20 protein-coding genes are annotated in these 19,154 nt (G+C 76.1%); 6 read left to right on the top strand and 14 right to left on the bottom strand.

Annotated elements, in window-relative coordinates; genetic code table 11:
- Positions 1–57: 57 nt before the first annotated feature.
- The gene (locus tag BKA21_RS12960) at positions 58–2,538 is read right to left on the bottom strand and encodes a glycogen/starch/alpha-glucan phosphorylase (RefSeq protein ID WP_140459499.1); all 2,481 of its coding nucleotides are present in this window, start codon (positions 2,536–2,538) and stop codon (positions 58–60) included.
- Between the two features lie 176 nt (positions 2,539–2,714).
- Here BKA21_RS12960 and BKA21_RS12955 point away from each other — a divergent pair, with 176 nt between their 5' ends.
- The 4 genes from BKA21_RS12955 to BKA21_RS12940 all read left to right on the top strand — a co-directional run bounded on the left by BKA21_RS12955 (position 2,715) and on the right by BKA21_RS12940 (position 6,786).
- Complete coding sequence (locus BKA21_RS12955; protein WP_179625375.1) at positions 2,715–3,095, top strand: hypothetical protein; 381 nt, start codon at positions 2,715–2,717, stop codon at positions 3,093–3,095.
- On the top strand, positions 3,022–4,596 hold the full coding sequence (locus tag BKA21_RS12950; RefSeq protein WP_239072825.1) for a sensor histidine kinase: 1,575 nt from the start codon (positions 3,022–3,024) through the stop codon (positions 4,594–4,596). The genes BKA21_RS12955 and BKA21_RS12950 overlap by 74 nt, the downstream gene beginning before the upstream one ends.
- Positions 4,593–5,258: a response regulator transcription factor gene (locus BKA21_RS12945; RefSeq protein ID WP_140459497.1), complete on the top strand. Its 666-nt coding sequence runs from the start codon at positions 4,593–4,595 to the stop codon at positions 5,256–5,258. Before BKA21_RS12950 ends, BKA21_RS12945 begins: the two co-directional genes overlap by 4 nt.
- Before the next feature lie 145 nt (positions 5,259–5,403).
- Positions 5,404–6,786: an MFS transporter gene (locus BKA21_RS12940; protein WP_170209041.1), complete on the top strand. Its 1,383-nt coding sequence runs from the start codon at positions 5,404–5,406 to the stop codon at positions 6,784–6,786.
- A gap of 101 nt (positions 6,787–6,887) precedes the next feature.
- Here BKA21_RS12940 and BKA21_RS12935 read toward each other — a convergent pair whose 3' ends face one another.
- The 9 genes from BKA21_RS12935 to BKA21_RS12895 all read right to left on the bottom strand — a co-directional run bounded on the left by BKA21_RS12935 (position 6,888) and on the right by BKA21_RS12895 (position 13,316).
- Positions 6,888–7,328, bottom strand: a complete 441-nt coding sequence (locus BKA21_RS12935) for a hypothetical protein (protein ID WP_170209040.1) — start codon at positions 7,326–7,328, stop codon at positions 6,888–6,890.
- On the bottom strand, positions 7,325–8,554 hold the full coding sequence (locus tag BKA21_RS12930) for an aminoglycoside phosphotransferase/kinase family protein (RefSeq protein ID WP_140459496.1): 1,230 nt from the start codon (positions 8,552–8,554) through the stop codon (positions 7,325–7,327). Before BKA21_RS12930 ends, BKA21_RS12935 begins: the two co-directional genes overlap by 4 nt.
- Before the next feature lie 140 nt (positions 8,555–8,694).
- Positions 8,695–8,868, bottom strand: coding sequence for a hypothetical protein (locus tag BKA21_RS12925; protein WP_179625374.1), 174 nt, complete (start codon positions 8,866–8,868; stop codon positions 8,695–8,697).
- Positions 8,869–8,947: 79 nt separating this feature from the next.
- Positions 8,948–9,124 (bottom strand): hypothetical protein, encoded by a 177-nt coding sequence (locus BKA21_RS12920; RefSeq protein WP_170209039.1) that lies wholly within the window; start codon positions 9,122–9,124, stop codon positions 8,948–8,950.
- Positions 9,125–9,192: 68 nt separating this feature from the next.
- Positions 9,193–9,432, bottom strand: a complete 240-nt coding sequence (locus BKA21_RS12915) for a hypothetical protein (protein ID WP_140459494.1) — start codon at positions 9,430–9,432, stop codon at positions 9,193–9,195.
- Between the two features lie 74 nt (positions 9,433–9,506).
- Complete coding sequence (locus BKA21_RS12910) at positions 9,507–10,310, bottom strand: ABC transporter permease (RefSeq protein ID WP_140459689.1); 804 nt, start codon at positions 10,308–10,310, stop codon at positions 9,507–9,509.
- A 59-nt stretch (positions 10,311–10,369) separates the two neighbouring features.
- On the bottom strand, positions 10,370–11,362 hold the full coding sequence (locus BKA21_RS12905) for an ATP-binding cassette domain-containing protein (protein WP_140459493.1): 993 nt from the start codon (positions 11,360–11,362) through the stop codon (positions 10,370–10,372).
- A gap of 130 nt (positions 11,363–11,492) precedes the next feature.
- Positions 11,493–12,086 carry a potassium channel family protein gene (locus BKA21_RS20200; RefSeq protein WP_140459492.1) on the bottom strand — a complete coding sequence of 198 codons (594 nt, stop codon included), beginning with the start codon at positions 12,084–12,086 and terminating at the stop codon, positions 11,493–11,495.
- A gap of 81 nt (positions 12,087–12,167) precedes the next feature.
- The gene (locus BKA21_RS12895; protein WP_239072826.1) at positions 12,168–13,316 is read right to left on the bottom strand and encodes an iron-containing alcohol dehydrogenase; all 1,149 of its coding nucleotides are present in this window, start codon (positions 13,314–13,316) and stop codon (positions 12,168–12,170) included.
- Positions 13,317–13,490: 174 nt separating this feature from the next.
- Here BKA21_RS12895 and BKA21_RS12890 point away from each other — a divergent pair, with 174 nt between their 5' ends.
- Positions 13,491–14,573 (top strand): ATP-binding protein, encoded by a 1,083-nt coding sequence (locus tag BKA21_RS12890; protein ID WP_140459490.1) that lies wholly within the window; start codon positions 13,491–13,493, stop codon positions 14,571–14,573.
- A gap of 9 nt (positions 14,574–14,582) precedes the next feature.
- Here the strand turns inward: BKA21_RS12890 and BKA21_RS12885 are convergent, their stop codons facing one another.
- The 4 genes from BKA21_RS12885 to BKA21_RS20195 form a co-directional block, all read right to left on the bottom strand.
- Complete coding sequence (locus BKA21_RS12885) at positions 14,583–15,965, bottom strand: DUF2252 domain-containing protein (protein ID WP_140459688.1); 1,383 nt, start codon at positions 15,963–15,965, stop codon at positions 14,583–14,585.
- Positions 15,881–16,360: a hypothetical protein gene (locus tag BKA21_RS12880; RefSeq protein ID WP_179625373.1), complete on the bottom strand. Its 480-nt coding sequence runs from the start codon at positions 16,358–16,360 to the stop codon at positions 15,881–15,883. Before BKA21_RS12880 ends, BKA21_RS12885 begins: the two co-directional genes overlap by 85 nt.
- Positions 16,361–16,574: 214 nt before the next feature.
- Positions 16,575–17,228, bottom strand: coding sequence for a response regulator (locus BKA21_RS12875; RefSeq protein WP_140459489.1), 654 nt, complete (start codon positions 17,226–17,228; stop codon positions 16,575–16,577).
- The gene (locus BKA21_RS20195; RefSeq protein ID WP_140459488.1) at positions 17,225–18,397 is read right to left on the bottom strand and encodes a sensor histidine kinase; all 1,173 of its coding nucleotides are present in this window, start codon (positions 18,395–18,397) and stop codon (positions 17,225–17,227) included. The genes BKA21_RS12875 and BKA21_RS20195 overlap by 4 nt, the downstream gene beginning before the upstream one ends.
- Before the next feature lie 155 nt (positions 18,398–18,552).
- On the opposite strand from BKA21_RS20195, the gene BKA21_RS12865 reads away from it, so the two are divergent.
- Complete coding sequence (locus BKA21_RS12865; protein WP_140459487.1) at positions 18,553–19,149, top strand: DUF2231 domain-containing protein; 597 nt, start codon at positions 18,553–18,555, stop codon at positions 19,147–19,149.
- Positions 19,150–19,154 lie beyond the last annotated feature (5 nt).

Below are 19,154 nucleotides of genomic sequence, written 5' to 3'. Positions count from 1 at the left end.
ATCCCGACGCGACGAGGCCCCCGCCGGGTGGCGGGGGCCTCGTCGCGTGCGGGTGGGTCAGCGGGAGACGACCGGCGGCGTGTGCCAGATGCGGTCGATGTAGTCCCACATCGACCGGTCCGAGGAGAAGAACCCGGAGCGGGCGACGTTGAGGATCGCCGAGCGGGTCCAGCCCTCGACGTCGGCGTACGCGGCGTCGACACGGTCCTGCGCGTCGATGTACGACCGGTAGTCGGCCAGGGCGAGGAAGCGGTCCTCGGTGAGCAGGTTCTGCACCAGGGGGGCGAAGACGCTGCCGTCGCCGCCCGAGAACGTGCCCGACGCGATGAGGTCGACGGCGCGCTTGAGGGCCGGGTCCTCCTCGTAGTAGCGGCCCGGCTGGTAGCCGGCGGCGACGAGGTCCGCGACCTGCGGCTCCAGCAGCCCGAACAGGAAGAAGTTGTCGTCGCCGACGAGCTCGCGGATCTCGACGTTCGCGCCGTCGTCGGTGCCGATGGTCAGGGCGCCGTTGAGCGCGAACTTCATGTTGCCCGTGCCCGAGGCCTCCTTGCCGGCGAGCGAGATCTGCTCGGACAGGTCGGCGGCGGGGATGAGCGTCTCGGCGAGCGTGACGTTGTAGTTCGGCGGGAACACGACCGTCAGGGCGCCGCCGAGGCGGGGGTCGTCGTTGATCGTCGCGCCCACGTGGTTGATGAGCCCGATGATCTGCTTCGCCATGTGGTAGCCCGGGGCGGCCTTGGCACCGAACGCGAAGACCCGCTTCTGCATGGTCGCGGGGTCGAGCTCGCCGCGCAGCACCCGGTCGTACAGCGTGACGATGTGCAGCACCTTGAGGGTCTGGCGCTTGTACTCGTGCAGGCGCTTGACCATGACGTCGAGCATCGCGTCCGCGGGCAGCGTGATGCCGTCGCGGGCCTGCAGGAGCGTGCTCAGGCGCTCCTTGTTGTGGGCCTTGACCGCGCGGAACTTCTCGCGGAACTCCTGGTCGTCGGCCAGCGGCTCCATGCCGCGCAGACGCTCCAGGTCCGTGACCCAGCCGACGCCCACCGCCTCGGTGATGAGCTCGGACAGCGCCGGGTTGGACAGCCGCACGAACCGCCGGGGCGTGACGCCGTTGGTCACGTTGGTGAACTTGTCCGGCCAGTACGCGGAGAAGTCCGGCAGGACCTTGTCACGCAGCAGGTCGGAGTGCAGGGCGGCGACGCCGTTGACCTTGGAGCCGGCGACCGTGGCCAGGTACGCCATGCGCACGGAGCGCTCGGGCCGCTCGGCGATGATCGACATGCGCTCCAGGAGCGCGTCGTCGCCCGGGTGCTTCGCGGCGACCTCGGCGAGGAACTCCTCGTTGATGCGGTAGATGATCTCCAGGTGCCGCGGCAGCAGGCGGCCCATGAGCTCGACCGACCAGACCTCAAGGGCCTCGGGCAGCAGGGTGTGGCACGTGTACGCGAAGCACTGCTGCGTGACGGCCCACGCCTCGTCCCAGTCCCACTTCTTCTCGTCGACGAGCACGCGCATGAGCTCGGGGACGGCGATCACCGGGTGGGTGTCGTTGAGCTGGAAGATGATCCGCTCGGGCAGGCGGTGCAGGTCGAAGTCCTCGGGCAGGACGTAGTCGACGAAGTCCTTGATGGAGCACGCCACGAAGAAGTACTGCTGCTGCAGCCGCAGCTCCTTGCCCTGGGGCGTGGAGTCCTCCGGGTACAGGACCTTGGAGATGTTCTCGGCGAACGTCTGCGCACGGACGGCGTCGACGTACTCGCCGGAGTTGAAGATCTGCAGGTCGAAGGCCTGCGTGGCCTTGGCCGACCACAGCCGCAGCGTGTTCACGCGGCCGTTCTGGTAGCCGGGGACCATGTAGTTGAACGGCACGCCGAGCACGTCCCAGTCGTGCACCCACCGGGTGCGCTCGACGCCCTCGTCGTCGTACGTCTCCGTGCGCCCGCCGAAGTGCACGGTGACGGCCGCCTCGGGGTGCGGGAACTCCCACGGCGCACCGAGCGCGAGCCAGTTGTCGGGCTGCTCGACCTGCCAGCCGTCGACGAACGTCTGGCGGAAGATGCCGTAGTCGTAGCGGATGCCGTAGCCGATGCACGGCACGCTCATCGTGGCCAGCGAGTCGACGAAGCACGCGGCGAGGCGCCCGAGGCCGCCGTTGCCCAGGCCGGGCTCGGTCTCCTGGTCGCGCAGCGTCTGCAGCTCGATGCCGAGCGACGCGAGCCCCTCCTCGACGACCTCCGTGAGGTCCGTCGCGAGGAGCGCGTTGTCGAGCTGGCGACCCAGCAGGTACTCGGCGGACAGGTAGGCGACCGACTTGGCCTGCGCCTCGCGCTGCCGCTGGAGCGTCTCCAGCCAGCGCGCCATGAGGTACTGGCGCACCGTGCGCGCCAGTGCCAGGTACTGGTCGTTGACGCTCGCGCGCTCGAGGGTCACGCCCTGGCCGAAGCTGAGCTCGCGGAGGAACTCCTTCACGAACCCCTCGACGGTGTTCTGCGGGGAGGTCACCACCGCGCTGCCGTTGACACGCTTGTCAGTCACTTGCGCAACGCTAGCCAGCCCAGCGGTGATCGGCCAGGCTCTAGGGCCTGCGCGTTGCTCACGCTCGCGTGCCGGTGCGCGTGTCGCACCGCTCCTCTCATCTGCGTCTCATCGCCGCGGGGCATGCTCGACCGGTGGACGCGCCCGACGTCCGCCCGCCGACCACGAGGAGCCGCATGCGCACCCGGGAGACCGCCGCCGCCGCGCGCCCGGCCCGCCGCGGGTCGCTCGTCGCCGCGCTCGTGCTCGCCGCGCTGCTCGTGGTGGGCGTCGCCGCGGTCGTCCGGGCCGTCGCCGCCCCGCCGGACGACGTCGTCGTGGGCGACCCCGTGCGCGTGACCACGAGCCCGGCACCCGCACCGACGGACGCCGCACCCACCGGTCCGACCGACCCCGCGTCGAGCGGCCCGACGCCCTCCCCCACGCCGTCGTCCACCCCGGACGCCGTCGAGCCGGCCCCACCCGTCGACCGGGACGACGACGATGACGACGACCACGACGATGAAGACGACGACGACGACAGCAACGACGAGGGCTCCGACGGTGACGACGGCTGAGCCGACGCAGGCGGTCCCGGTCGTGCGGCCCGTGCCGCCCGCACCGCCGGCCGGGCGCACCGTGACCGTCCGGGTCCGCATCCTCGGCGCCGTGCTCGTGGCGACCGCCGCCGCGCTCGCGCTGTCCGGCGGGGTCGCGGCCCTGCTCAGCGGGGTGCGCACCGACGAGCGCATCGACGACGAGCTGCGGCGCGCCACCGAGCAGGTGCGCGTGCTGGCGGCCGAGGGGGTGGACCCGCGGACCGGCGGGCCGTTCACGTCGGCGCGCGAGGTGGTCCGCCTGGCGATGTCCCGCACGGTGCCCAGCCGGCACGAGGGCATGGTTGGGCTCGTCGACGGCCGGGTCACCGACGTGGCCGCGGACTCGGTGCTGCTGCGCCCCGAGGACGACGCCGCGCTCGTGGCGCGGCTCGCCGCCACCGACCCCGCCGCGGGTGCGCGGCTGGTCACGGTGCCCGGCACGCTCACCGACTGGCGCGTGGCGGTCGTCCCCGTGGTCGCGGCCGGGCCCCAGGACGCCGCGGTGCTCGTGCTCGCGTGGGACCGCACCGCCGAGCGCCGCGAGCTCGGCACCGTCTTCACGACCTACGCCTGGGTCGCGGCCGCCGCGACGCTGCTCGTCGGGGTCGTCGGGTGGCTCGTCGCCGGGCGCCTGCTGCGGCCCATCCGCCTGCTCGGGCGCACCGCGCAGCAGATCACCGACACGGACCAGACCGCCCGCCTGCCCGTGCGCGGCAACGACGACGTCGCCGAGCTCACGCGCGCGTTCAACGCGATGCTCGACCGGATCGAGGACGCCGTGGGGGCGCAGCGCGCCCTGCTCGACGACGTCGGGCACGAGCTGCGCACCCCGCTGACCGTGGTGCGCGGGCACCTGGAGCTCATGGACACCTCCGACGCGGCCGACGCCGAGGAGACGCGCGCCCTCGCGCTCGACGAGATCGACCGCATGGGCCGGCTCGTCGAGGACCTCATGACGCTGGCGACCGTGGGCAGCGGGGAGTTCGTGCGGTTCGCCCCGCACGACGCGGGCGCGCTGACCGACACCGTCTCCGGCAACGTCCGGCCGCTCGGCGCCCGGCGCTGGGGCGTGCAGGAGCGCGCCGAGGGCGAGGTCCTCGTCGACGCGCAGCGCCTCACGCAGGCGTGGCTCCAGCTCGCCGCCAACGCGGTGAAGTTCTCCGACGACGGCTCGACGGTGCTGCTCGGCTCGCGCGTCCGCGACGGGTGGCTGGAGCTGTGGGTCACCGACGAGGGCGTCGGCATCGCCCCGGGCGACCTCGACCGGGTGTTCGACCGGTTCGCGCGCGCCGACGAGGACGAGGCACGCCCCGGTGCGGGGCTCGGGCTCGCGATCGTCTCGGCCATCGCGCATGCTCACGGCGGGGACGTCGGCGTGCGGTCCGTGCGGGGCGAGGGCTCGACCTTCACCGTGCGGGTGCCCGTGGACGGTCCCGCGCCGCAGTCCCCCACCGACGACGCACCCGGAGGCACCCCGTGACGCAGATCCTCGTCGCCGAGGACGAGGCCCGGATCGCGCGGTTCGTGGCCAAGGGCCTGCAGGCGCAGGGGTACGCGAGCACGACCGTCGCCACGGCGCGCGAGGCCCTCGACCTCGCGTCCAGCGGGGACTTCGACCTCATGGTGCTCGACCTGGGCCTCAAGGGCGGCGACGGCCTCGCGGTGCTGCGCGCGCTCCGGGGCCAGGGCAGCCGGCTGCCCGTCATCATCCTCACCGCGCGCTCGACCGTGCGCGACGTCGTCGCGGGCCTCGACGAGGGCGCCGACGACTACATGGCCAAGCCGTTCCGGTTCGAGGAGCTGCTCGCCCGGATCCGGGTGCGCCTCCGCACCGACCCCGCCGACGAGCCGACCGTGCTGCGCGCCGGCGACCTGGCCCTGGACGTCCGCTCGCGCCGCGTGAGCGTCGACGGCCGCGACGTCGACCTCTCGGCCCGCGAGTACGGGCTGCTGGAGGCGTTCCTGCGGCACCCCGGCCAGGTCCTGTCCCGCGAGCAGCTGCTCTCGCAGGTGTGGGGCTACGACTTCGACCCGTCGTCCAACGTCGTCGACGTGTACGTGCGCTACCTGCGCGGCAAGGTCGGCGCGGACCGCGTCGAGACCGTCCGCGGCATGGGCTACCGCCTCGCGGCACGGGACTGACCCCCGGCGAGTGCGCCCGCAAACCCCGTGACAGGCGGGGCGCCCCCGGGCGAGCCTGGGTGCGGCCGTCGGCGCACCCGCTGAGTCCTGGCCCCGCGCCGGGTCTGCACCCGGACGACGACCCCCGAGCCGACGGAGGCCACCCGTGCCCACCACCCCCGACGACGCCCCGCCCGTCGACGAGCCCGCCCCGGACGCGCCCCCGCGCGCGTCGGACGTCTCGCTCGCGCAGGCCCCGCTCACCGAGGCCGACCGCCCGACGTGGCGGCGCGACGTGACGATCTTCCTGTCCGGCCAGACCACGTCGCTGCTCGGCTCGATGCTCGTGCAGTACGCGATCATGTGGCACCTGACCCTGGAGACCCGGTCGGGCACCGTCATGGCCCTGTACGCGGTGTTCGGGTTCCTGCCGCAGGCCGTGGTGTCCGTGTTCGGCGGCGTGTGGGCCGACCGCCTCGACCGCCGGCTCCTCATCGTCGGCGCCGACGCGACCATCGCCGCCACCACGCTCGTCCTCGCGCTCGTCATGCTGTCCGGCTACGACGACCTGTGGCTGCTCTACCTGGTCTCCGCGATCCGCTCCGCCGGCGCCGGCATCCAGACCCCGGCCGTCGGCGCCCTGCTGCCGCAGATCACCCCGACCGACAAGCTCATGCGCGTCAACGGCATCAACGGCACCATCCAGTCCGCGATGATGCTCGTCGCCCCGGCCGTCGCCGCCGGGATCTACGCCTCGGCGTCGATCGAGACGATCTTCTTCGTCGACGTCGTCACCGCGATGATCGGGATCGGGCTGCTGCTGCTCGTGCCCGTGCCGCGCCTGGTGCGCACCGACCAGGTCGCCGGCGTCCGCGGCTACGTCGCCGACCTCGTCGGCGGCGTCCGGTACGTCGCCGGCCACGCGTTCGTGCGGTGGGTGCTGCTCATGTGGGGCGTCGTGTTCGTGCTCATCGTCGCCCCGTCGTTCCTCACGCCGCTGATGATCGTGCGCTCCTTCGGCGACGAGGTGTGGATGCTCACGGTCAACGAGCTCGCGTTCAGCGTGGGCATGCTCGTCGGCGGCATCGTCGTCGCGGCGTGGGGCGGCCTGCGCAACCGGGTCGCGATGGTGCTGGTCACGACCGTGGGCTTCGCGCTCGTCAACGTGGCGCTCGGGCTGTCGACGAACCTGTGGGTGTTCTTCGGCTTCATGCTGCTCGTCGGCCTCGGCGTGCCGTTCTTCTCCACCCCCACCATGACGGTGCTGCAGGAGACCGTCGAGCCCGACCGGCAGGGGCGGGTGTTCGGGTTCGTCGGCATCGTCATGGCCGTCGCGATGCCGCTGGGCATGTCGGTGTTCGGCCCGCTCGCCGACCGGTACAGCGTCGAGTCGCTGCTGGTCGCGGCGGGGGTCGCGCTGCTGCTCGTCGTGGTCACGGCCCTCGTGCTGCCGTCGGGCCGTCGGGTGCTGCACCAGGGCGCCCCCGCGCAGGAGGCCACCGAGGCGTCCGAGGCGACGGAGCCCGACGCGGTGCCGGCACCGCGCTGAGTCGGCCGCGGCCCGCCGCGCGGACGGGTCCGACGCCGCCGCGCGGAGGGGCGCGGCGGCGTCGGGCCGTCAGCCGTGCCGGGGCACGGCCGTCCTGGCCGTCAGGGCGTCGGCGCGGTGGGCGCGGTCTGCGGGGACTGCGCCGAGACCGGGCTCGCCGGGGTCACGACGCTCGGCGGCGTCTGCGGCGTCATCGGGCTCGCGGCCGTCTGCGGCGTCGGGGCCGAGGCGGGCGTGACGACCGAGGCGGGCGTCTGGGCCGTCTGCGGCGTCTGGGCCGACAGGGCGGTCACCGAGGTCACCTGGCTGCCCGGCGCGGTCGCGGTGGGGCTGGCCGAGGCCGACGGGGTGGCCGACGGCGTGGACGTCGGGGCCTCGGACGGCGTGCTCGACGCGCTGGCGGACGGAGTCGCCTCCAGCGTGATGCCGGGCTGCGGCGTGGTGTCGTCGCGGGTGTCGGCGAAGGCGCTCGTCGCGGCGACGACGCCGGTCACGCCCAGCGCACCGGTGACGACCCAGACGGCGGTGGTCCTGCGGTTCATGATGCTCTCCTCTCGAGGGTGCCGCGGTGCGGCACGGGGACGGCCGTCGAGGGCCGACGGACGAGCTCGCGCGCCTGGTCGAGCCAGGTGCGCGCGAGGTGCTCCGCGGGCCGGGAGGCGGCCAGCGAGAGCAGGACGGCGGCGGCGCGGGCCCGCAGCGCGTCCGGGTCGACGACCCGGTCGGACGCCGCGAGGAACGCGTCGCGCAGGCCGGGCACGCGGTGGTACCCGGGGTCGAGGGTCGGCAGCACCGTCAGGTGCGCGACGAGGCAGGCCAGGTCGTCGACGCGACGGCCGGGGCCGAGCGTGTCGACGTCGATGAGGCCGAGGGCACCGGCGCCGGGGCGGCCGTCCCACCACAGGTTGGCGGGGTGCAGGTCCCCGTGGGTGGCCACGACGGGCCCCGGGTCAGCGCCGGCGAGGACGCGGGCGACCTGCGCCGCGACCGACCGCACAGGGGCGTCGGGCAGCGCGCGGGCGAGGGCGTCGGCGTACCGGTCGAGCCGGTCGGCCGGGGTGCGGCGCGCGGGCAGCGCGGTCGCCGCGACGGGCAGGCCGTCGAGCAGGTCGAGCACCGCGGCGGGCGACGGCGCCGCGCCCGCGTGCAGGTGGTCGGCGAGCGGGCGCCCCGCCGCGTCGGCGAGCACCACCAGGCCGGGCGCGTGCGCGACCGTCGCGGGCACCCGCACGCCGGCCGAGCGCAGCAGGTCCAGCCGGTGCACGAGCCCGGCGGCGACCGCGGGCCGCAGCACCTTGGCCCAGCGGCGCCCCGCGGGCGTCGCGGCCACCGTCACGGCGCGGCGCAGCGGCCGGTAGGCGACCACGCCGAGGTCGGTCACCGTGCCTGCGTCGCCCGCGGCCCGCAGCAGGTCACCGAGCAGGGCGGGTGTGGTCGCTGTGCCCAGGGCCGGCAGCGCCGGGTCCGCGGGGTGCGCCCACACGGACACCGTGAGCCCGTCGGCGCCGGTCAGCCGGGCGATGCCGGGCGCGCCGCCCGGCAGGTCCGCCGTCGTCGCGACCAGGTACAGCTCGCGCGGCGCGACGCCGGAACCGCGCACGGCGACGGCCCGGACCGCGAACCCGACGCTCGTCTCGGCCCCCGGCCGGGCGTGCACCGCGTGCCGCTCCCACGACGCCGCCCGCAGCCCCTCGCCCGCGAGCGCGGCGTCGAGCACGCCCTGGGCGTCGGGGCCGAGCAGCAGGTCGGCGGGTCCGGTCGTCGTCATGGCCCCTATCCGACCCCCCGCCCGTGGGGGGACCGTGAGCCACGGATGAGAGCCCTGTCATCTGCGTGCCGACGCCACGACGGGCGCCGCACGGTCGGTGCGGCGCCCGTCGGGTCGGGCTCGGGTCAGGATCAGGCCGGTCAGGGGGTGCCGCTGAGGCCGCCCCTGCCGGCGGGCGGGACGACCGGCGTGACCGGCTCGGCGAGGGTGTCGTCGTCCTCGGCGTCGTCGGGCGCGGGAGGGGCGACGGGTGCCGTGCTGACGACGGGGTCGGGGGCGTCGTCGTGCGGGGCGGTGCCGGTGTCGTCGGTCATCGTGGCCTCCTCGGCGCTGAGTCTCGGTCCGTCCACCGTAGGTCGGTGCGGCTGGTCCGGCACGGGGGGCCCGGGAGGCTCAGAAGGGGACGCCGCCCGTGGTGCCGGGGCGTCCGCCCGGCGACAGGGGCAGGTCCGTGGGCGTGCCGGCGGGGGTGCTGTCGCGCGAGGGCGGGGCCTGCGGCGCGGTGGCGCGCACCGGGTCGGGCGGCGCGTCGGCCGGGGTGGGCGTGGCGTCGGGTGCGGGGTGGGCCATCGTCGTCTCCTCGGCGGTGAGGTGCGTGGGTGGCCAGGCTAGCGGTGCCAGTGCCGGTCAGGGCCTGGTCAGGCGTCCGGGTCGGGCGCGCTCCCCGGGGCAGGGCGGGTGCTGCGGTCGACGAGGTAGGTGCGGCCGGCGGCGTCCTGGACGCGCTCGAAGCCGGCCTGCAGGCCCTGCTCGCGCTCCCGCTCGGCGTCGGTGGCGGGACGGCCGGGGCGCTGCGGCGGGGCGACGGACGCCGGGCCGAGCAGGTACTTGGCCAGCCACGCGGTCATGTCGAGCTTCTCGCCCCGTCGACGCACCACGTCCGCCTCCCTCGCCTCGGCTCCCGCCGACGGCGGGCAGGTGACCATCATCCCTGCCCGCCGTCGTGGTGGCGTCAGTGGGCCGTCCGGCGGTACCGGGCGGTGGCCAGGGGCGCGAACACCAGGAGCATGACCACGACGCACAGCAGCGTGTAGAGCCCGGGGTTCTGCATGGACCACGCGTCGGAGACCTGCGCGGCGGGGTTCACGTTGCCGAACAGCTCGCGGCACGCCTGCGTGAGCGTCGAGACGGGGTTCCACTCGACGACCGTGCGCAGCAGCGGCGGGAACGACTCCAGGGGCACGAACGCGTTGGAGACGAACGTCAGCGGCATGATGACGATGAACGAGGCGTTGTTGATGACCTCGACGCTGGGCACGAGCACCCCGACGAGCGCCATCACCCAGCTCACGGCGTACGAGAACGCGAGCAGCAGCGCGAACGCGGCGGCCGCGTCGAGGAGCGACCCGCGCACCCGCCACCCGACGAGCAAGCCCGTGAGCGCCATGATCACCAGCGACAGGACGTTGTAGACGACGTCGGAGGCGGTGCGGCCGGCGAGCACGGCCGACTGCGACATGGGCAGCGACCGGAACCGGTCGATGATGCCCTTCTGCATGTCGTCGGCGATCCCCGCCCCGGTGAACGTGGCCCCGAAGACGACGGTCTGCGCGAAGATCCCCGGGATGAGGAACTCCCGGTAGGGCACGCCGTCGCCGGGGTCGATCGCGCCGCCGAAGACGTACGCGAACAGCAGGACGAACATGATCGGCGAGATCAGCACCGAGACGAGGATCTCGGGCACCCGCACGATCTTGATGAGGTTGCGCTTGGCGACCACGTGCGTGTCGACCGCGACGCGGACGAGCGTGGCCATCGGGTTCGCCGCGGCCGGCGTGCCGGTCGGGGCGTGCGTGCCGGTCGGGGTCTGCGTGCTCATCGGGCCACCTCCACGGCCTCGGTGCGGGTGCCGGCGGACGCCGGGGGCTCCTCGGCGGTGCGGCCGGTGAGGGTGAGGAACACGTCGTCGAGGGTCGGGCGCCGCAGGCCGACGTCGAGCACCTCGACCCCGTCGGCCTCGAGCCGTTCGAGCACGTGCCGCAGCGACCGGGCGCCGTCGGCGACGGCCGCCGAGAGGGACCGCTCGGTGCTGCCGTCGTGGACGCCGTCGCCGGTGGCGACCGCCCCGAGGGCCCGGCGGGCCGCGTCCCGGTCCTGCGGGCGGGCCAGCACGAGCTCGACGCGCTCGCCGCCGACCTGCGCCTTGAGGGCGTCCGCGGTGCCGCGGGCGATGGCCAGGCCGTGGTCGATGACGACGATGTCGTCGGCGAGCCGGTCGGCCTCCTCGAGGTACTGGGTGGTCAGCAGCACGGTGGTGCCCGCGCGGACGAGCTCGGCGATGACGTCCCACATCTGCAGGCGGCTGCGCGGGTCCAGGCCTGTGGTCGGCTCGTCGAGGACGACCACGGGCGGCTCGGCGACCAGCGCGCACGCCAGGTCGAGGCGCCGGCGCATGCCGCCGGAGTAGGTCTTGGTGGGGCGCCCGCCGGCGTCCGTGAGGTCGAACCGGCCGAGCAGCTCGTCGGCGCGGGCGACGGCCCGGCGGCGCCGGAACCCGTACAGCCGGCCGATCATCTCCAGGTTCTCCGCACCCGTGAGGTTCTCGTCGACGGCGGCGGTCTGGCCGGACAGGCCGATCTGCCGCCGCGCCGCCTCCGGGTCGCGCACCACGTCGGCGCCGGCGACCCGTGCCGTGCCCGCGTCGGGGCGCAGCAGCGTGGTCAGGATGCGCACCGCCGTGGTCTTGCCCGCACCGTTGGGCCCCAGCAGGCCCAGCACGGTGCCCTCGGGGACCTCCAGGTCCAGGCCGCGCAGCGCCTCGACCTCCCCGTACCTCTTGACCAGCCCGTGGGCCTCGATCGTCGCCATGCCGCCCCTCCTCGTCGTCCGTCCGCCGACGGCCCGCCGTGGTCGCGCCGGCCCGCTCCTGCACCGACCCGGCCCGCGGCGAGGACTCGTCGGCCTCACCCGTCCTGGACCACGCTGCCGGAGGTCGCGGTCAGGTGGTGTCCTCTTCTCCGCCGGACCGGCCCGGCTCGTGCGGCGGCCCCGTGCGCGCGGACGCCAGCAGGGTCACGGCCGTCGTCACGACGACCACGTCGAAGACCATCTGCACGATCACGAGCAGACGGGCCTCCTGGCTGACGGGCGTGACGTCGCCGAAGCCCACGGTGGTCAGCGTGGTCACCGCGAAGTACAGCGCGTCGACCTTGCTGCGCAGCCACTCGAAACCGTCGGCCATGACGTACGCGACCGCGGCGAAGAACACGACGACGACCCACACCACGACGAGCAGCACGCACAGCCGCTCCCCGAACGACCGGCCCTGCGCGACCGCCCCACGGACGAGGCGCGCGACCACGTCGACCAGGGCGGCCACGCACCCCACCAGCAGGAGCACGCGCACCGTGCCGGTCGTGCCCGCGAGCGCCTGGGCGTCGCGCGGGACGACGGCGTAGGCGAGGGTCGCGACGAGCAGGGCGGCCGCCGTGCACAGGACGACGCGGCCGCGGCGCGCGGGCGGTCCGGCGCGGGAGGGCGTCGCACCCGTCCGCGCCGCGCCGCCGCGCGCACCGCTGGCTCGTGCCCCCACGGCTCACCTCCGGCGCGGGACCGTCCGTCGCGCCGAACGTACTCCCGCGCGCCCGGGCCGGCACGCCCGCCGTGCCCGCGGTCACGCCGAGGCGCGCAGCACGTCCTCGACCTCGTCGGCGGTGAGGGTCACGGGGTTGCCGCGCATGCTCGACGCGGCGAGCGCCGCGCGGGCGACCGCGGGCACGGCCGCGTCGTCGAGGCCCAGTGCGCCGAGACCGCGCAGGCCGAGCGGTGCCAGGGCGTCGGCGAGCCACGGGGCCGCGTCGTCCGCGCCCGCCGAGGCCCGGCCGGTGAGGGCCTGCACGGCCCGGGCGTAGCGGCGCAGGGCGTCCCCGTCGGGGTCGGTGCGGCGCAGGGCGGCGACGTTCGCGGCGGTCGTGGCCACGAGCACCGCGGCGCAGATCTCGCCGTGGCCGGCCTGCACGGCACCGCCCAGCGCCGCGGCGAGCCCGTGCACGGCGCCGAGCCGCGCGTTGGCCAGGGCCATGCCGGACAGCAGCGCCGCCAGGGACATGTCCGTGCGGGCGTCGAGGTCGTCGCCGTGCGTCGTGGCACGGACCAGGCTGCGGCCGGCCCGGACGAGGCCGTCCAGCGCGAGCGGGTCCGTCAGGGGTGTCGCGGCCGGGGTCGTGAAGGCCTCGAGGCACTGCGTGAGGGCGTCGGCACCGGACGCCGCGGTCACCGCGGGCGGGCAGCCGAGCGTGAGCACGGGGTCGACGAGGGCGAGCGCCGGCAGCAGCGTCGTGCCGCGCAGGCTCGCCTTGACGCCGTGCTCCGGCACGAGGACGGGGGCGTTGGCGGTCACCTCGGCGCCCGTGCCGCTCGTCGTCGGGACGGCGACCACCGGCGCGGCCGCCCCCGGCAGCGGCAGGCCACGGCCGACGACCTCGAGGTGGTCGAGCACGTCGCCCGTGCCGCGGTGCAGGGCCGCGACGGCCTTCGCGGTGTCGAGCACGGACCCGCCGCCCCACCCGACGACGACGTCGGGCCCGAACGCCCGGGCCACCTCGACGCCCGCGCGGACCCCTGCGACGTCCGGCTCGCCGCTGCGACGCCACACGTGCACCTCGTCGAGCTCGTGCCCGGCAGCCTGGACCAGCACGTCGACGTCCGCGTGCCCGCCGGCGACGACCAGCGCGCGCCGCCCGAGCGACGCCACGAGGGCGGCAGCGTGCTCGCCCTCGCCCGGGCCGACCACGACCCGACCGGCGGTGCGGAACGTCGCCACGGTCTCCTCCTGCCCGCCGGGCACGGCACCCGGACGCCCCGAGGCTAGGCCCGCGCCGGCCCCGCCGCGCGGGACGCACGACCCGCGCGGGCCCGTCGCGCCGCCTTCCGCGACGGCGCCCGGCACGGGATGCTCGGACCGGGGGCCGCACCGGCGCGGCCGGGAGGGGGACGCATGACCACGCTCGAGATCGGCACGCTCGTCGACGAGGCCGGGGCACCGGCGCTGCTCGACGCCACCCGGTTCAACCGGCACACGTTCTGGTGCGGGCAGTCCGGGTCGGGCAAGACGTACGCGCTCGGCGTCATGCTCGAGCAGCTGCTGCTGCGCACGCGGCTGCCGCTGCTGGTGCTCGACCCCAACGGCGACTTCGTGCGGCTGCACGAGACGCGCACCGGGGCGCCCGCCGACCTGGGGAGCCGCTGGGCCGACCTGGGCGTGCGGGTGCTGCGCTCGGGGGACGCCCCCGGGGACCGCCTGCACGCCCGTTTCGTCGACATGCCGCTGCGTTCGAAGGCCGCGGTGCTGCGCCTGGACCCGCTGGCCGACCGCGACGAGTTCAACGTGCTCCTGCACATCGGCGAGCACGTGCGCTCGCACGAGCCCGAGCTCCTGCACCGCTACCTCGCGCAGGCCGACGACCCCGCGCACGCGGCGCTGCTGCGCCGCATCGAGAACCTCGGCACCCTCGGCTGGGACCTGTGGGCGCGCGGCGAGCAGTCCGTCGAGGACGTCGTCGACACCCGCCCGCGCGCGACCGTCATGGACCTCGGCGGGTTCCGCGACCACGCCGAGCCGCACGCCGCCGCCCTGGCCGTGCTCGACCACCTGTGGGCCACGCGCGAACGGCGCGAGCCCGTGCTCGTGGTGGTCGACGAGGCGCACAACATCTGCCCGCCCGACCCCGTGACGCCCCTGGAGAAGGCGCTGACCGAGCGGGTCGTGCAGATCGCCGCCGAGGGCCGCAAGTTCGGGCTGTGGCTGCTGCTGTCGACGCAGCGGCCGTCGAAGGTGCACCCGAACGTGCTCTCGCAGTGCGACAACCTCGGCCTCCTGCGGATGAGCTCCCCGCGGGACCTGGCCGAGCTCACCGACGTCTTCGGGTACGCGCCGGCAGACCTCGTGGCCGCGTCCCCGCGCTTCCCGCAGGGGCGCGCCCTGTTCGCGGGCGGGTTCACCGGCGGACGGGCCGCCCTCGTCCAGGTGGGCGCACGCCTGACCCCCGAGGGCGGGTCGGACGTGCGGGTACCGCTCTGACACGGACCCTCAGGCGTCGACCCCCGTCAGCCGGCCGGACCGCACCGCCGCGGCGAACGCCGCGTGGTCGGCCTCCGTCCGGTCCGCGCACGCCGCCGCCAGGTCGGCGAACGCCTCGTCCGCGCGGTCGCCGCCGCCGAGGTACGCGGCGACCGCCACCCGGTCCCCCGAGCGGGCGTGGGCCCGCGCGAGGGTCCACGCGCACGCCCGCCCGTACGCGGTCAGGCCCGGCAGCCGGGCACCGGCGACGTCGAACCCGCCCTTCCAGTCGCGCAGCTGACGCACGTAGTAGTCCCGGGCCACGCCGTCGACGCCCGCAGTGCGCTGCCAGCCGAGGAGCACGTCCGACGCCGCCTGCATCAGCCGCTGCCCCTCGACGACGCGCTGCCCCTCCTGCGCCGGCCCGCGCGTGCCCAGGACCGCCGCCACGACGGACCGCTGCGCCTCCTTGGCCTGGAGCACCAGCGCGTCGTCGGCGTCGTCGCCCTGGACCACCAGCACGAACGCGCGCGTCCCCACGCTGCCCACGCCGACGACCTTGCGGGCGACGTCGACGAGCCGGTAGCGGTCGAGCAGGTGACGCCGGTCCGACGGCAGGGTCCGGCGGTACCCGCGCAGCAGGTCGCCCAGTCCGTCGCGGAACGCCCCCGCACGCTCGGGGCCGACCAGCCCGTCGAGGGTCTGCAGCAGCGGCGGGTCGGGCACGAACCGGCGCACCCCGTCCTCGACCGTGGTCAGGCCCCCCACCGCGCTCAGCTGGTCCCGTCGGCGCGCCCGGGCCAGCGCGCGCTCCGTCCGCCGCGCGGCACGCCCCCCGGCCGGGCGGGCCTGCTCGACCAGCGCCCGGTCGGCGTCGAGGCGCGCGTACCAGACGTCCAGCGTCGACATGCGGGCGAAGCCGCGCATCGCGACCCGGTACGCCCGCGCGGTCGCGACCACCGCCGCGCGGCGCCCCGCCGCCGGCGCGCCGATCTCCCGCGCCGCCAGCTCGACGCTCGCGACCAGCCGCTTCACGTCCCACTCGAACGGCCCGGGCGCCGTCTCGTCGAAGTCGTTCAGGTCGAGCAGCAGCCGCCGCTCCGGCGAGGCGTACAGCCCGAAGTTGGCCAGGTGCGCGTCCCCGCACAGCTGCACCGTGAGCCCGGTGGCGGGCACCGACGCCAGGTCGTGCGCCATGACGACCGCGCTGCCGCGGTAGAACGCGAACGGCGACGCAGCCATGCGCCGGTGCCGCAGCGGCAGCAGGTTCGCGACGCGCGTGGCCTCCTGCGCGACGACGAGCCCGACGGGGTCCGCCCGGCCCGTGGTCACGCCCGGGTCGGCCAGCGCACCGCGCGGCACGGCGGCCCGCACCGCACGGCCGGCGGCCGCACGCTCGCTCCTCGTCGGCACGTCCTGGCCCACGTCGCCCCCCTCGTCCCGGCCCCTGCCACGCGTCGGCGCGGTCGGTGCAGCGCCAGCTTCAGCGCGATCATCAGCACGCCCAGCAGGCCCGTCCCCGTCGCCGCGCTCCCGCGCCGCCACCCCCGCAGCCCGCCCGACGTCGCCATGGTCCACCCCACGCGCACCAGCAGGCCCACGTTCACCACCAGCGCGAGCAGGATCCCCGTGCGTGCCTCGACGCCGAGCACCCCCTCGGCGACCAGGACCAGCGCGGGCACCCCGCACGCGGCGACCAGCGGCAGCCCGTCGACGAGGACCTCGCGCCGCTCGGGCCCCGTCAGGTCGCGGCCCAGGTGCGCGCGGGCGGCGATCCAGTGCGTGTAGGACTCCGTCGCCCAGTACACGGCGAGCGTCGCGACCGCCGCGAGCGCGACCCGGCCAGCGTGCGGCCCTCGGGCGCCGCGGCCAGCACCGAGCCGGTGATCACCAGCCCGTACAGGTGCCCGGCCCGGCGGCGCAGCGCACGCCCCCGCCGGTGCCGTGCGGACCCGCCGCCTCGTCGGACGTCACAGCCCGAGTCTGGCCCGGACGGCACGGTGCGGCGAGCCGACGCCCGCCTCAGGGGCGCACGCCGGCCCGCACCGCGAGCGACACCAGCTGGGCGCGGTCCCGGGCGCCGACCTTCGTCATCGCCCGGTTCGCGTGCGTCTTCACCGTCAGCGGCGACAGGTGCAGACGGGCGCCGATCTGGACGTTGTCCCACCCGCGGACCGCCGCCTCGACGACCTCGCGCTCGCGGGGCGTCAGCAGCGCGAGGAGCGCGACCGCGTCGGGGTCCGGGGGCGTCTCCTGCGCGCCGGCGACGTGGTCGACGAGGGCGTCGAGCGCCCCCGGGGACAGCGCACGCCCCCCGGCGGCGACGCGTTCGACCGCCGCGACGATCTCCGCGGGCCCCGCGCCCTTGCTGAGGAACCCGTCGGCGCCGGCGCGCAGCGCGGCCAGCACGTTCTCGTCCTGGTCGAACGTGGTGAGCACGAGGATGCGCGGCAGGGCGCCGGCCGCGCGCAGGCGCCGCGTCGCCTCGACGCCGTCGATGCCGGGCATCCGCACGTCCATGAGCACGACGTCGACCGCGTCGGGCCGGCACACCCGCAGGGCGGCGAGCCCGTCGGCGGCCTCGGCCACCACCTGCGTGGCCGGGTGCGCGTCGAGGATCGTGCGCAGCCCGGCCCGGATCAGCTCCTGGTCGTCCACGAGGGCCACCCGGATCATGCGTCCACCTCCGTCTCGGCCGGGACCGCGGGCAGCTCGGCCCGGACCCGGAACGTCTCCCCGTCCGCGCGGGCGTCCAGCCGCCCGCCCGCGGACGCCGCCCGCTCGCGCATCCCGACCAGCCCGTGGCCGCCGCCGGTGCCGGCGGGCCGGCGCGAGCGCACGTTGACGACCTCGATGCGCACGGCGTCGGCCAGGCCCACCCGCAGCCACACGGTGCCGGTGCCGTGCCGCTGCGCGTTGGTCAGGGCCTCCTGCACGATGCGGAACGCGGCGGCGCTGACCTCGGGCGGCAGGGGCCGGCCCAGGTCGGGCAGGTCGGCGTCGACCTGCACCCCCGCGGCGACGAAGGCCTCGACGAGCTGCGGGATGCGCTCGTGGCCGGGCGTGGGCGCGACGGTCGCGTCGTCCGGGCCGACGCGCAGCACGTGCAGGATCTGCTGCGTCTCGCGCAGCACCTGCTGCACCGCGCCGCGCGCCGCGGTCACGTCGGCGCGGGCGGCGTCGGCACCGGGCGGCAGGTGCACCTCGGCGGCGCCCAGGTGCATGCTCACCACCGCGATGCGGTGACCGACGCCGTCGTGCAGGTCGCGGGCGATCCGCACGCGCTCCTCGGCGACGCTGCGGTCGACGGCCGCCTGGCGGCTCGCCACGGCGTCGCGGGCGCGCGCCTCGAGGGCGCTCCAGTACTGCCGCTGGCTGCGCATCGCGGACCCGGCGCCCGCGGCCGCCAGCGCCGCGAAGGGTGCGACCGCGACCTCGGGGTTGGTCTCGACCGCGAAGGTCCACGACGTGAAGAACGTGGCCGCCGTGGTGGTGACGACCCCGACGACGGCGACGAGCAGGCCCGACGTGCCGCGCAGGGTCAGCAGGAACGCCGCGAAGCACGTGACGGTCCACAGCGGCAGGGGCTGCGCACCCAGCAGCGCGCCGAGGACCGGTGCGCCCGCGACGAGGACCAGCGCGACGCGCGGCCGCAGCCCGACCAGCACGACCCCGACGCACGAGACCGCGAGAGCGAGCCACCCGGCGGCCCCGCTGCCGGTCTGGAGCACGTGCACCGGGGTGACGGCCAGCGCGAGGGCGATGACGACGCGCGTCGTGACGTCGAAGCCCCGCACGCCGCGCACGCCGAGGGGTGCGCGCAGCGGCGGGTCCTGGTCGGTCACGTCGCGATGCTGCCACCCCGTGCGCGCGGACGCGTACGACGGACGCAGTAGATGCGTCCCGCCTCCCCCGGCGGCCCCGGCCGACCGGGGGCAGGATCGGACCAGCGGCCGGTCGCCGACCGCGCACGCCCGCTGCCGACCGAGGAGTGCCACCGATGACCGCACACGCGCACGTCGACGAGCCGGGACGTCGGGGGCCTCTCCCGCTGCGGGCCGCCCGCGCGCTCGAGCAGGCCGAGGTCCTGGACCCGCTGGTGCAGCGGGCGCGGGAGGCACTCGCACCCGTGCTGCGCGTGCGGGCCGTCCGGGCCGTGCTGCACGGCGAGCCGCTCGGGCACGCGGCGCACCCGCTGCTCACCGACGTGCCGATGGGTCTGTGGGCGGCGGCCACGGTGCTCGACGTGGCGGGCCCGCCCGGGAGCGACGCGGCCGCGGACCGGCTGCTGGGCCTCGGCGTGCTCGCGGCCGCCCCCACGGCGGCGGCGGGGTGGGCGGACTGGGCGGTCTCGGGCCGCCGGGCCCGTCGCGTCGGGGTGGTGCACGCCGCGGCCAACGGTGCCGCCGCGGGGCTGTACGCCGCGTCGTGGCTGGCCCGGCGCGCCGGTCGCCGCCGGCTCGGCGTCGCGGTCTCGCTCGCCGCGGGCGGGCTGCTCGGCGTCGGCGGCTACCTGGGCGGGCACCTCGCGTTCGCCCAGCAGACGCCCCCTCCCGAGGCTGCGGCGCCCGGCGACGGCGACGCGGTCCGGCGCTGACGGGG

It is taken from the genome of Cellulomonas oligotrophica, assembly GCF_013409875.1.
In the GTDB taxonomy this organism is placed as follows: domain Bacteria; phylum Actinomycetota; class Actinomycetes; order Actinomycetales; family Cellulomonadaceae; genus Cellulomonas; species Cellulomonas oligotrophica.
The sequence above is the reverse complement of the archived record's forward strand: the minus strand, read 5'-3'. Positions and strand labels throughout refer to the sequence as shown.

What these genes read in the sequence shown, in the direction of transcription:
- BKA21_RS12955 (WP_179625375.1), top strand. Translation starts at nt 2,715, where the DNA reads ATGCGCACCCGGGAGACCGCCGCCGCCGCGCGCCCGGCCCGCCGCGGG.
- BKA21_RS12950 (WP_239072825.1), top strand. Translation starts at nt 3,022, where the DNA reads ATGACGACGACCACGACGATGAAGACGACGACGACGACAGCAACGACG.
- BKA21_RS12935 (WP_170209040.1), bottom strand. Translation starts at nt 7,328, where the DNA reads ATGAACCGCAGGACCACCGCCGTCTGGGTCGTCACCGGTGCGCTGGGC.
- BKA21_RS12930 (WP_140459496.1), bottom strand. Translation starts at nt 8,554, where the DNA reads ATGACGACGACCGGACCCGCCGACCTGCTGCTCGGCCCCGACGCCCAG.
- BKA21_RS12925 (WP_179625374.1), bottom strand. Translation starts at nt 8,868, where the DNA reads ATGACCGACGACACCGGCACCGCCCCGCACGACGACGCCCCCGACCCC.
- BKA21_RS12920 (WP_170209039.1), bottom strand. Translation starts at nt 9,124, where the DNA reads ATGGCCCACCCCGCACCCGACGCCACGCCCACCCCGGCCGACGCGCCG.
- BKA21_RS12910 (WP_140459689.1), bottom strand. Translation starts at nt 10,310, where the DNA reads ATGGCCACGCTCGTCCGCGTCGCGGTCGACACGCACGTGGTCGCCAAG.
- BKA21_RS12905 (WP_140459493.1), bottom strand. Translation starts at nt 11,362, where the DNA reads ATGGCGACGATCGAGGCCCACGGGCTGGTCAAGAGGTACGGGGAGGTC.
- BKA21_RS12890 (WP_140459490.1), top strand. Translation starts at nt 13,491, where the DNA reads ATGACCACGCTCGAGATCGGCACGCTCGTCGACGAGGCCGGGGCACCG.
- BKA21_RS12875 (WP_140459489.1), bottom strand. Translation starts at nt 17,228, where the DNA reads ATGATCCGGGTGGCCCTCGTGGACGACCAGGAGCTGATCCGGGCCGGG.
- BKA21_RS12865 (WP_140459487.1), top strand. Translation starts at nt 18,553, where the DNA reads ATGACCGCACACGCGCACGTCGACGAGCCGGGACGTCGGGGGCCTCTC.